Annotated in this window: 12 protein-coding genes; 5 read left to right on the top strand and 7 right to left on the bottom strand. The window is 48.6% G+C overall.

The genetic code is table 11. The annotated features are described in order from the left end of the window. Positions 1-390: 390 nt before the first annotated feature. Both Q0256_RS08465 and Q0256_RS08460 read right to left on the bottom strand, forming a co-directional pair. A complete protein-coding gene (locus Q0256_RS08465) occupies positions 391-837 on the bottom strand; it encodes a hypothetical protein (protein WP_297962190.1) in 447 nt (148 codons plus the stop codon). Then, positions 838-1,200, bottom strand: a complete 363-nt coding sequence (locus Q0256_RS08460) for a DUF1508 domain-containing protein (protein ID WP_005873032.1) — start codon at positions 1,198-1,200, stop codon at positions 838-840. 116 nt (positions 1,201-1,316) lie between these two features. Here Q0256_RS08460 and Q0256_RS08455 point away from each other — a divergent pair, with 116 nt between their 5' ends. The 4 genes from Q0256_RS08455 to Q0256_RS08440 all read left to right on the top strand — a co-directional run bounded on the left by Q0256_RS08455 (position 1,317) and on the right by Q0256_RS08440 (position 5,835). Continuing rightward, positions 1,317-1,796: a hypothetical protein gene (locus Q0256_RS08455; RefSeq protein WP_297904142.1), complete on the top strand. Its 480-nt coding sequence runs from the start codon at positions 1,317-1,319 to the stop codon at positions 1,794-1,796. Positions 1,797-2,213: 417 nt separating this feature from the next. Further along, a complete protein-coding gene (locus tag Q0256_RS08450; RefSeq protein ID WP_297962187.1) occupies positions 2,214-3,056 on the top strand; it encodes a DUF3737 family protein in 843 nt (280 codons plus the stop codon). Between the two features lies 1 nt (position 3,057). Beyond that, on the top strand, positions 3,058-4,251 hold the full coding sequence (locus tag Q0256_RS08445) for a MalY/PatB family protein (RefSeq protein WP_297962185.1): 1,194 nt from the start codon (positions 3,058-3,060) through the stop codon (positions 4,249-4,251). Between the two features lie 198 nt (positions 4,252-4,449). After that, on the top strand, positions 4,450-5,835 hold the full coding sequence (locus Q0256_RS08440; RefSeq protein ID WP_297962183.1) for a DUF3137 domain-containing protein: 1,386 nt from the start codon (positions 4,450-4,452) through the stop codon (positions 5,833-5,835). A gap of 621 nt (positions 5,836-6,456) precedes the next feature. Here the strand turns inward: Q0256_RS08440 and Q0256_RS08435 are convergent. From Q0256_RS08435 to Q0256_RS08415, 5 genes are all read right to left on the bottom strand, one after another. Further along, positions 6,457-7,317, bottom strand: coding sequence for a cysteine ABC transporter substrate-binding protein (locus Q0256_RS08435; RefSeq protein ID WP_005873047.1), 861 nt, complete (start codon positions 7,315-7,317; stop codon positions 6,457-6,459). 20 nt (positions 7,318-7,337) lie between these two features. Then, complete coding sequence (locus Q0256_RS08430; protein WP_297962179.1) at positions 7,338-8,075, bottom strand: amino acid ABC transporter ATP-binding protein; 738 nt, start codon at positions 8,073-8,075, stop codon at positions 7,338-7,340. Beyond that, the gene (locus Q0256_RS08425) at positions 8,075-8,731 is read right to left on the bottom strand and encodes an amino acid ABC transporter permease (protein ID WP_297962176.1); all 657 of its coding nucleotides are present in this window, start codon (positions 8,729-8,731) and stop codon (positions 8,075-8,077) included. The genes Q0256_RS08430 and Q0256_RS08425 overlap by 1 nt, the downstream gene beginning before the upstream one ends. Before the next feature lie 2 nt (positions 8,732-8,733). Then, on the bottom strand, positions 8,734-9,387 hold the full coding sequence (locus Q0256_RS08420) for an amino acid ABC transporter permease (protein WP_297962174.1): 654 nt from the start codon (positions 9,385-9,387) through the stop codon (positions 8,734-8,736). A 166-nt stretch (positions 9,388-9,553) separates the two neighbouring features. Next, positions 9,554-10,900, bottom strand: coding sequence for a DASS family sodium-coupled anion symporter (locus Q0256_RS08415; protein WP_297962192.1), 1,347 nt, complete (start codon positions 10,898-10,900; stop codon positions 9,554-9,556). 643 nt (positions 10,901-11,543) lie between these two features. On the opposite strand from Q0256_RS08415, the gene Q0256_RS08410 reads away from it, so the two are divergent. Beyond that, positions 11,544-12,176, top strand: coding sequence for an outer membrane beta-barrel protein (locus Q0256_RS08410; RefSeq protein WP_297962172.1), 633 nt, complete (start codon positions 11,544-11,546; stop codon positions 12,174-12,176). Positions 12,177-12,233: the final 57 nt, after the last annotated feature.

Below are 12,233 nucleotides of genomic sequence, written 5' to 3'. Positions count from 1 at the left end.
CTATGGCGCGCTATGTGGGAATTTGAATGGGTAACAAAATAAAACGGAGTCAAAGAGCGACTAAATTTAAAGCGGACATCAAAGAGCAAAGATAAAATTTAAAGCAGAGTTTTTGGTTATTTTGGCTCAATATAGACGCTCAAAAGAGCGGAGCAGGGCGCTATGTCGCGGCAGTATAAACAAAATGCCGCAAAGAAGCGGCTTAAATTTAAACACCGTCTTGTTCCAAATTTAAGCCTATCTTGCTTAAATGCGAGGTTTTACGCGCAATGCAGCGTAAATTAGACCTTCCACGCTAGCGCTGTAGTGCGCAGGCGCGGATTAAAATAGCGCGCGTAAATTTAAATATCGTCGCGCAAAATCCGGCCTGCGTTTTAAATTTAGCCTCGTTTAAATTTTAAACGTTTTTAGCAGGCTGCCTAAATTTAGCCCCTTATTTTCGCCGTTTGCGCCGCCTCCTAAAAGATCGCCCAAAAAGCTACTTGCGTCGTTGATATCGATTTTACCGTCGCCGTTAAGGTCGAGCTTGGCGCTTGCGATTTTGCCGATCAGCGCGCTAAAATCCACGCCTTTGCTATCGACGGCATTTGCTTGTACGTCCTCGCCGCCGCCCAAAAGTCCGCCCAGCATCGAGCCTAGCGAGCTAGATCCGCCGCTTTCGTTTTTGCTTAAAAAATTTGAGCTGATGCCCGCAATTATCGCATTTATCTGGTCGTCGGGCAGGTCCACGCCTAGAAATTTTTCGATAAAAGCGACCGGACCGCTTTGAAATTCTCTTAAATTTTTATCGTCGCTTTTGAGCGCAGAGACCATATTTACAAGTCCGTTTATGTCCATTTACGCCTCCTTGATCTTGGCTTTCGCAGCCTGTTTTACGATAAGCTCTATTACTTTTAGAGCGTCCGCTTTGGCTTCAAAATCCTTGCTAACGGCGATGATCTGTCCGTTGCTGGCCGTTAGGCGGAAGCGAACCTTGTCTGCTTTATCGGTGTAAAGCTCAAATTTCGGATTGTTTAGCTTTTCTCCGCCCGCGATTTGATCCTCGATCTTATTTAGCGCGGCGTTTTTTGCGACGCTTTCGATGCCGTTTTTGCAAGCGGCCTTGCTCGTGTAAACCTCGGAGGTGCACAGTACATGCCCGTCATAAAGTAGATCGAATTTGCAGCCGTCCTTGGCGTCTTTGATTAAAAACTCAGCCATTTTTCATCCTTTCGTAGAAGATATCGTTATTTTAGCTAAAATTTTAATAAATATTTTTAATAGGCGCGGAATTTTCTGCTAAAATTGCGCACAAATTTCATTTACAAAGGATCATAATGATAAAGGCTCTACGTTTTAGCTTGATTTTCGCCGCTACTTTAGGATTTGGCGCGGATGAGAGCGATGCATTATTTAAGGACATAAGGACGCGTCTGGGCTGCAATCTAGCCGCACAGGACTGCGAGACTAACGCCGGCGGGCAGAAGGCGCTCTTTAGCGTAGCGCGCCATCCGATCGAAGCGGGAGCAAACGAGCTAAAAATAAGCGGAATTTCGCGTGAGCTAAAAAATCCGAGCGTTAAAATTTCGGGCGTGAGTATGAATATGGGCAATGCGGAATTCCCGCTAAAGCGCAGCGCAGACGGCTATGAAGCGACGCTTGATGTTGCAGTGTGCACGCACGCCGTAATGCGCTACAAACTTGAAATTTACGAGGATGGCGAGCCTAGCGGGCTTTTTGTGTATTTTGATCTGCGAAAGCGCGCTACAGATCGAGACCGCGGCGAAGATATCCACTTGCATCACCACGAGCATTAGACGCGCCCCGTTTGTGCGCGGGGTAAAATTTGCGCTTTTTCAGACACGACGCTTTAGGGGAACTTGCACGTTGATTGTAGAAAATTTTACAAATTTTATAAGGCGCCGCTTGCGATAAATTTTTTGTATCTTTTGGGCAGCGCACGTCGCGAGTGGATACGCGGCTAGCCGCAGCGACCTAGGTGCGCTTTATCTACATTTTGTGAAGCGCCATTATAGGCCATGGGCGCGCGGCGATTTGCCGTGCATTCGCTTCAAGTGCCGTGTAACCGCTACCGCGGCACATCAAATTTAGCCCTTCGCCGCCTTTAAATTGTAAAATTTTTAAAATTCGCTTGCGTTTCATACGCCCAAGCTACGCGGAATTTTGAAATTCCTTGTATAATCTGAAGCAAATTTTAAAATCTAAGGAAAGCCATGCAAATATTAAAACAAAAGCACTTTAGCGGCGAGCGAGCGCTATTCGGCGCAAAGGATCTGCGGATCGAAAATTCCGTCTTCGGCGAGGGCGAGTCGCCGCTAAAACACAGCGTAAATATCGTCGCGCAAAACTGTAAATTTGAGTGGAAATATCCGTTTTGGTACGCCGAAAATATTCGCGCGCAGGATTGTTTATTCGACGAGGTCGCGCGCGCAGGGATCTGGTATAGCCGCGGCGTAGTGCTAAAAGACTGCCTCTACGGCGCTCCCAAGGGGCTTCGTCGCGTAAAAGACGCCGCGTTGCAAAATGTGGAATTCCACGACGCACAAGAGACCTTGTGGCACTGCAGCGACGTCACGCTAAAAAACGTTACCGCAAAGGGCGCGTATTTCGGGCTTGATTGCGAAAACTTAAGCATCGAAAATCTATCGCTTTTTGGGGATTACTGCTTCGACGGCTGCAAAGACGTAACGATCAAAAACTCCAAGCTCCTATCCAAGGACGCGTTTTGGAACTGCGAAAATATCGTGGTCGAGGACTGCTTCATCGCGGGCGAGTACTTTGGATGGAATTCCAAAAATGTAACGCTGCGAAACTGCAAGATCGAGAGCCTGCAGGGCTTTTGCTATATGCAAAATTTGCGCTTGCAAGACTGCGAGCTTATAAATACGACGCTGGCGTTTGAATACAGCGATGTCCGTGCCGAGGTAAAAGGCGCGATCGATAGCGTCAAAAATCCGAGCAGCGGGTTGATCCGCGCAGAAAGCATCGACGAGCTGATTCTAGATGGCGCAACGGATGCGTCTAAAACTGAAATTATCACTGAATTAAGGGCGTAAGATGGGACTTTTTGATTTTATAAGCGGCAAGGAGAAATATGATTTCGATACTCTGCCGAACCGTCGCGGCACGAAGTCGCTTAAATGGGACGTAGGCGAGAGCGAGCTTCCGATGTGGGTCGCGGATATGGACTTTGCCGTAGCGCCCGAGATCATCGAGGCTCTGCAAAAGCGGCTGAACGAGCGGGTTTTGGGCTATTCGCTTGTGGATGATGAGTGGCGCAGCGCGTATCAAGGCTGGTGGCTCGCGCGCCACGATTATGAAATCCAAAAGGAGTGGCTGATCTATGCTGGCGGCACGCTGCCTGCGATTGACTCGATCATCCGCAAGCTTACTTCGCCCGCCGAGAACGTGCTGCTGATGAGCCCGGTTTATAACTGCTTTTACTACTGCATCAAAAACGCCGCCCGCGTGCCGATAGAAAACGAACTTGCCTACGCTAGCGGCGATTATAGCATCGATTGGGAGGATCTACAGGCTAAGCTCGCCGATCCGCAGACGACGCTTTTTATCCTTTGTAACCCGCACAATCCGATCGGTCGCACCTTTAGCAGGGACGATCTCGCCCGTATCGGCGAGCTGTGCGAGAAGCACGGTGTGATCGTGCTTAGCGATGAGGTGCATTGCGATCTGACCGAGCCGGGCGTGCGTTACACGCCATTTGCTGCCGCGAGCGAGACGTGCGAGAAAATTTCAGCCTCCATAATCGCGCCCACCAAGGCGTTTAACATCGCGGGGCTGCAAAGCGCGGCGGTCTTTGCCGCAGATAAATTTCTGCGCCACAAAATTTCAAAGGCGCTAAATTCCGACGACATCGCCGAGCCGAATTTTTTCGGCGTCCAGGGCGCGATCGCCGCATTTACGAAGGGTGCGGCGTGGCTAGATGCTCTGCGCGAATACCTCAGCGAAAATCGCAAATTCGCGGCGGAATTTATCGCGCGTGAGCTTCCGCAGGTGCGCGTCGTGCCGCAAGACGCGACCTATCTGATGTGGCTTGATGCGGGCGCTTACACGCAGGATAGCGCGGAGCTTGCGCGCTTCATCCGCGAAAAAGCGGGGCTGTATCTTTCAGCCGGCGCGCAATACGGCAAGGGCGGCGAGAAATTTTTGCGCCTAAATATCGCGACCTCTAGGGCGCTGCTAAAAGACGGGCTAGGGCGGCTGAAAGAGGCGCTAAAGATTTGCCCGCATTAAACGAACTGCGGCGCGGCAAGGACGAAATTTAAAATTTTACAGCGGCCAAATTTAAAGTGGCGGCACAAATTTTAAAATTTTACAGCAGGGCGCGAGCTTTATGCTAAATTTAGCGGAGATCAGGCGGCGGCGCGCAAACGTTTAAATTTAGCGCGCGACAAATAAACCGGCGCTTAAATGCGTTACAAAAGGCGGATTATGGATAGAAACGGCGATTCGCAGGAGCTTTACCTACTTGAAAAACGGCGCGAAAAGCTCGCGCGCATTAGCAAGCTCGTCTCATTTTTGATAATCCTGTTGCTAGTCGGGCTTTACCTGTTTTTAAATACGAGGGCGGAGCCCGTCTCGTTTGATACAAACTGGCTCATAGTCGCGCTTTTCATCATCTTTCCGGTTTTAAACGGGCTGCTCTACCGTCTATTTTACAGTTTAAGCTTTGGCAAAAATGAGGGCGCGCAACGCGCAAATTTTGATAAATTTAGCGGCTTTGATACGGCGCAAGATACGGACGCATTAGGGCAGGGTGCGGCGCAAGACGGGCAAATTTTAAGAGCCGATGCGAAAGAGGGGCAGGTATTAAAAGCCGGAGCGGGCGAGGGCGGTATCTCTGAAAACAGCGATAGCCGCATGAGCGCTACTTACGGAAGGTTTGAACCTAAAGCCGCCGAAGGTGAGGGCGGGGGCGAGAAAGACGGCGCAACTCAGTCAAAATTTAACTTCTTGGACGATCTGCAGAGCCTAGAGGATGAGCGTGCGGCGCTGCAAAAAGCGGTGAAAAAGGCTAATCTAATCGCCGCTGTCGTAGGGACTGGCGTGGGCGCACTGGTGGCGCGCTTTTGGGGCGATATAATAGCCGGCGTATTTTTCGGCATCGCCGTTTACGGCGCCGCGGGCTCTTTTTTGACGGCGAGCAAAAGACAGAATTTCAGATCAAATTTTAAAAGCAGGGTCGTCGCGAGCATCGCAAAAAGCTTCGGGCTTAGCTACGATGAAAGCGGCGGGCTAGGGACGGATGAGTTTTTTGAAATTTACGACTGCTACATAAACGAGCAATCGAGCGAGGATATGATGAGCGGGGAGGTGCAGGGCGTGCGCGTTAGCTTTAGCGACTTTTACGCCGCCGAAAAGGTGCGCACCAAAAACGGCACTCGCACCGACGTAAAATTCCACGGAGTGCTTTTCGTCGCAGACTTTCACAAAAGGCTTAACTGCGAGGTGCGGGTGTGTCACAAAAACTCGCGAAATCTGCGCAAATACGGGCAGCGAGCGAATATGGACGACGTGAAATTTGAGGAGTTTTTCGACGTCTATACGACCGATCAAGTGGGCGCGAGATACGCTCTGACGCCGCTTTTGATGCAGCGACTGACGGAGATCTATCTAAGACTGGGCTCGCAGATAAACGCGGTACTGAAAGAGGATAAAATTTACGTGGCGATCGAGACTTGGCGCGATAATTTCGAGCCTAGAATCGACTGCTCGCTAAAGCAGGACGCCACGATAGCGCTTTACGTAGATGAGATCGGCGCGCTTGTGGGTATCGTGAGCGAGCTAAATTTGAACCGCAAAATTTGGAGCGAATGAGGCAAGCGGCAGCGCCGTTGAGTATGATGGCGGCGGGCCGTATACGGCTCTGGCGACGCACAGATATGCAGACAAAGCGCGCGGGATCGCAGGCTTAGCGGCACAGATGCGCTGTGTAGCTGAGCATGGAAATGGATGCGTTGCGCGGATTGTGCGTTTAGGTGGACATGTGATCGCTCCTTCGCGCGAGCCAATCGAAAGATAGAACGCACTCGGGAGGCGTTCGTATAAGATTTTGCAGGCTGCATGAGCCGATAAATTTTTAAATTCCCGATCCGTTTAGCAAGCGGGCACTTGCGATTTATCATCGCTCATGCGGCATAAATTTTACCGCACGAGCAGTTTGTGTTAGAATTTTACTATCGCTTGAAATTTTACGCCGCCGCGCGCGACTTAAATTTTGCCGCAACGACCCGCGCTAGGCTGCATTTTGGCTCAGCTAAATTTGTCGTGCGGAAGCAAAACTTTGCCGCTAGATCGATAAATTTAGCTAGCTTATAAAAGCGCTCGCCGCCTATGGGCGTTTATGGACGCAGTTTCGGTAAAGCTACAACGCCTCGTCGCTGCGAGCTTGCAGGGCTTAGCAATATCGCCCCGCTAAACTAGACGGCGAATCTAAATTTATAACTTTCCGCCTTCGATTACGACGTCGTCAGCCTTGATATCGTCGCCGTATACCGGCGCCAGCGTCGCATCGTAGTCGGCGTGGAAAAATTTCTCGTCCGCAAGCTTTACGATTAGATCGTCAAGCCATTTGCGAAGCTCGTCGTTGCCCTTTTTGACCGCGGGCGCGATGACGTCCTGATCGCCGAGCGAGCGGATGCCTACCTTAAAACCCGGGTTTGACTTCGTCCACGCAAACAAAAGCGTATTATCATGCGCGATCGCATCGCCTCTGCCGTCCAGCATCGCACCGAAAGTCTCGGTATTTTGGTCAAATTTTAAAAGCTTGATCTCGGGATGGTTTTTCGTAAAATACAGATCCGCGGTCGTGCCTTTGTTGATTAAAAGCGTTTTGTCCTTAAGCTGCGAAACATCGGTGATATCGCCGTCCTTGCTCGCGACGCCGAGGGCTACCTTCATATACGGCAGCGCGAAATCCACGACCTCTTTGCGCTCAGGCGTGACGGTGAAATTTGCAAGCGTGATATCGACCTTATCCGACGCCAAAAATTCCGCGCGATTGGCGGCCTCTACGAGCACGAACTGCACTTTGCTCTCATCGCCCAAAAGCTCCTTTGCGATACGTTTTGCAAAATACACGTCATATCCCGCGTTTTTACCCGTCTCGTCGATATAACCAAACGGTGGCTTATCGCCGAAAACCGCGATCCTTACTACGCCGCGCTTTTTAATCCCGTCGATATAACTTTGCGGCGCGGCGGAACCTTGCGCGGAATTTGAGGAGCCTTTGCCCTCGTCGTTGCAGCCTGCGAAAAATAACGCACCTAAGATAAAAAGCGTGCTTAGCGTTTTTTTCATCTTTTCTCCTTTATTAAAATTTATTTTTTAAATTCGAACATATTTAAAAATTTCTTCGCGCGCTCGCTTTTCGGAGCGGTAAAGAACGCCTCCGGTTCGTTAATCTCCACTATATGCCCGTCGTCCATAAAAACTATGCGATCGGCTACGGCGCGCGCAAAGCCCATCTCATGCGTTACGATTAGCATCGTCTGCCCCTCTTTGGCGAGATTTAGCATTACGTCTAGCACTTCGCGCACGATCTCTGGATCAAGTGCTGCGGTAACCTCGTCAAAAAGCATGATCTTTGGCTTCATCACAAGGCTTCGCACGATTGCGATGCGCTGTTTCTGCCCGCCGCTAAGCTCTTTGGGATAGGCTCGCTCTTTATTTTCTAGTCCTACGATTTTGAGCCAATGTCTGGCTAGCTCTACAGCTTGCTCGCGCGATACGCCTTGGACTTTGACGGGACCTAGGATTATATTATGTAGCACGTTTAAGTGGTCGAAAAGCTCGTAGCTTTGAAAGACCATACCGATCTTTTGCCTGATCCTACGCCACTCTTTGAAATTTTGATCGATCCGCTCGCCCTCGATTATAAAATTTCCGCTTTGTACCGGCTCTAACCCGTTGATTGTGCGAAGTAGGGTGCTTTTGCCGCAGCCGCTAGGGCCTAGGATAACAACGACTTCGCCCTGCGCGACGCTAAGGCTGATGTCCTTTAGCGCGTGCAGCTCACCGTAAAATTTATTGACTTTATCGATTTTTAAAATTTCCATCAGCTCCACCTGTTTTCTAATTTTTTCGAAAGCGCCGAGATCGGATAGCAGATCAAAAAATATACGAAAAATATCGCTCCGTAGATGATTAGCGGCGCGTAATTGTCGCGGAAGACATTTACTTCGATGATCTGCTGCCCGACCTTGACGAGCTCGATGACGCCGATTAGTACGGCGATCGAGGTTGTTTTTATCATCCTGCTGAATAAATTTATCGTTGCGGGCACTAGGCGCCTCATCGCAAGCGGCAGGATCACGTAGAGATAAATTTGAGATCTGCTAAATGCGAGTGCTTCGGCGCTTTCAAACTGATGCTTAGGGATGCTAAGCACGGCGCCGCGCACCAGATCCATCATCTCAAAAACGCCCCAGATGCTAAAGACGATGATCGAAGCCGCGATATTTGAGATGTGGATGCCAAATGCCTTGCTCGCGCCGAAATATACGATAAATAGCCAAACGATGGGCGGCATGATACGCACGATCTCCAGGCAAATTTTAAGCGGAATGTATAAAGCTCTGCGCCCAGAAGCCATTAAAATTCCAAGTACCAAGCCTAGAGCGAGCGAAACCGCGATCGAAATGAGCGCGATTTGCAGCGTGATCCCGAGCCCGCCAAGAAGCCTGATTAAATTTTCGCCGCTTAAGAGTTCCATCGCTAGCCTCTCATATACGCAAGGCGCTTTTCAAGCAGCGTAAGCGCTAGCGAAAGCGGCAGGATTATGATCAGATACGATACGCTTAACATAAACAGCGCCTCGTTCGTCTTGTAATACAGCCCGATCACGTCCTTTGCGGCATAAACGAGATCGGCGAGTGCTACGATGCTAACGATCGAGGTTTCTTTAAGCAGAAAGATTATGTTTGCGCTGATGGAGGGTAGGGCGATCGCAAAGGCGCGCGGCAGCACGACGTAAAACACTATCTGCGCTTCGCTAAGCCCCAGGCTCATCGCGCTTTCGATCTGGGATTTTTTTATCGCCTCAAAACCGAGCCTAAAGCTCTCGCTCATATAGCTTCCGCCCAAAAACGCAAGCCCCACGATCGCGCAGGTAAAGCCAGAAATTTGAACGCCCAGCTTCGGCAGGCCGTAGTATAGAAAAAATAGCTGAATTAAAAGCGGAGTATTGCGCGATAGCTCGATATATGCGCTCACAAGCTGGCTTAACAGCGGCAATCTTTTATATTTTATCAGCGTGCAGATAAAACCGATGATGATGGATAGTAAAATTCCGTAAAATGCGAGCTTTAGCGTTAAAATTCCCGCCTTTATGAACATCGGGCTAAATTTAGCTATAAAATCAAAATCCATAAAATCTTCTTTCCGTAAAATATGCGTATTATACAGATAACTGATTAAAATAGTATTAAATCAGAATTTTTTTATAAAGATTCCGAAAATTTAGGAGTTTAAAAATATATCTTATAAATATATTTAGTCCGAGCAGATACCCGGACTATAGAATTTTGACGGAATTTTACGAGTAAAAAATATACGCGTATCCCGAAACCAAAAACGCGGAGAATATCGCTAAAATTCCGCCACTCCGCACCATTTCCGCCTGGCGAATGCGTCCCGTCCCGAAAACCAAAGCATTCGGCGGCGTCGCTACCGGCATTACGAAAGCGCAGCTCGCGCCCACGCCGATGATGATCGTAAGAGTTTCTTTCGGTAGTCCCATCTGAGCCGCTACACCCGCAAATACGGGCACTAAAAGTGCAGCAGAGGCGGTATTGCTCGTAAATTCTGTAAGGCAGATGATAAAAACCGCCGTTACCAAAAGTACGATGTAAGTAGGCGCTCCGCCGAAAGTGTGCGCGACTAGATCACCAAGCACCTTAGAAGCTCCGGAATCGCCTAAAACCGCACTTAGCGTAAGTCCGCCGCCGAAAAGCAGCAACACGCCCCACTCGGTGTTTTCGGCGATGTCGTGCCATTTGGCAAGCCCTAGTATGACGATTACGACTGCCGAGCAGATGGCGACGTAAGCATCGTCCACTTTAAAGCCCACAAGGGCTGAAATTTGCTTCGAAAATATCCAGCCAAGCGCTGTTAGAGCAAATACGACGATCGTAATAATGCGCTCGCGCGTCCAAGGGATATGCTCCAGATCCATCTCTATTTTATGGCTTAAATTCGGCTTGAAAATTATATAAAGCACCACAAGCATTATCGGTAGCATCACGCACATTAGCGGCAAGCCTACCTTCATCCAGTCTGCGAAGCTGTAGTGCAAGGCTTGAGCCACGATTAAATTTGGCGGAGATCCCACGAGCGTGCCCAAACCTCCGATGCTTGCAGAATACGCGATGCCTAAAAGCAAAAACACGAGCGTGCCGCGATCTTTGCTCTCGTCCATGTTGGCGCAAATTCCAAGTGCGATCGGAAGCATCATCGCAGCAGTTGCGGTGTTTGAAACCCACATCGAAAGGATCGCCGTAGCAAGGCAGATTAAAATCGCAGCCACGCCCAAGCGACCGCCTGCGCGGGCGATTAGCCACATCGCGATCTTTTTGTCTAGCTTTTGCATATGCAGAGCCGTTGCCAGAGCAAAACCGCCGAAAAAGGTAAAGATCGTAGGGTTTGCAAAATTTGCAAGCGTGCTTTTGATGGTGGCGGCCGTGAAAGTGCCATCTTTAGCGAATTTACCAAGCCCGATAGCTACCGCAAGCACCGGCACCATAAGCGCGGTTACCGTGATATGCACGGCCTCTGTAAGCCACATAATCGCGATGAAAGCAAGCAGCGCAAGGCCTTTTTTGACATTGGGCTCAAATGGTAACGCGGCATATAGAGCAAAGCCCACTGCAGCGGCAATCGCCATAATGATGACGCCGCGCTTAGGAAACGGCACGGTGTCGGTGAGCCTGTCTAAACCCAGCTCGTCTACGTCTGAGTCTAGCGGCCCTTGTAAGCGGGAGTTGCGTAACTCCACTTTGTGTTCTTCCATAGATACTCCTTTTTTGGATTTGGCTTATGATACAAAAATGAGGCGGGAATTTTATAAATTCCAAATCAAATCGTCTTAAATTTTTAAAAGTGCAGTTACTATCGGTAACACGGCACTTATCTCGTGTGTAAATTTTAAATTATACATAAAAACGAACAACTAAATAAGCGCTTTAAATTTCATCACAGATTGTTTTTTAATGGCTCTGGCATTTAAATTTGCTAGCTGCCCAAGGGAGGTGGCGTAGAATTTCGTTGAATTCCGTGCTGGCAATCAAGAATAGAATTCTGTCCTTAGCAAACGAGATAAAATTTTATCCAAGGCGAGTGAGATAAAATTCTGCGTCTTACCTCAAAAATTTATCGAAATTTAAGTGGGGGGGGGGCTATTATAATCAATAAATTTTAAACGGATTTGTAAGCGAATCCGGTGGAGGAGGCTCAAAGATCGTAAGTTATAAAACGGTAAGAGCGGCTGTGGCGAGAAGCCTTGAAATCATAAATTGTAAGGAGAAAATATGAAAAACAAAATTTTAATCGCGGCGTTTGCCGCTGCGGCTTGCGTTAGCGTAGGCTCTAGCGAGGGTTTACTTTTAGGCATCGAGGGAGATTACTCGTTTAAATCTAGTGTTAAGGGCAAAACTATTAGCTATGGAGATAAATTTAAATGGGATGACGGACAACCTGCAATAGGTATAAAAATTGGATATGATTTTGACGTATTTAGAGTTTATGGCGCATATTCATATGATTTTGAAGCGTCTAAATCTCACGAGATTGATATGTTTTCTTGGAAAGATAGCTGGAAAAAGCATAATTTATTAGTAGGGGCGGATTTTACGCCTGAAATTACTAACAGTTTTAAGCTCATAGCGGGTGCTTATACGGGGGTTTCATTTATGAGGTATAAAAACGAAAGCTCTTTTTCTTTACCTGGATATGCCTATTCCGATTCCTACAAGGCAAATTTAAACGGCTGGGTAATCGGCGCAAAGCTAGGTGGACTATATAGCTTTGATGAGCATAATGAGATCGAGTTTGGCTACAAGGCGGACTACACGAGATACAAGGCTAGTAAGCTCGGAGAGGATATAGATAAAGCCTACGAGACCAATCATGGACTATATTTAGGATACAACTTTAAATTCTAAAAATTCTAACGTGCTAGCGCAGGATGGAGCGAACGAACTCCTGCTCCATCCGCTTTT

Source organism: uncultured Campylobacter sp. (genome assembly GCF_937949835.1).
Taxonomy (GTDB): Bacteria; Campylobacterota; Campylobacteria; order Campylobacterales; family Campylobacteraceae; genus Campylobacter_B.
The sequence above is the reverse complement of the archived record's forward strand: the minus strand, read 5'-3'. Positions and strand labels throughout refer to the sequence as shown.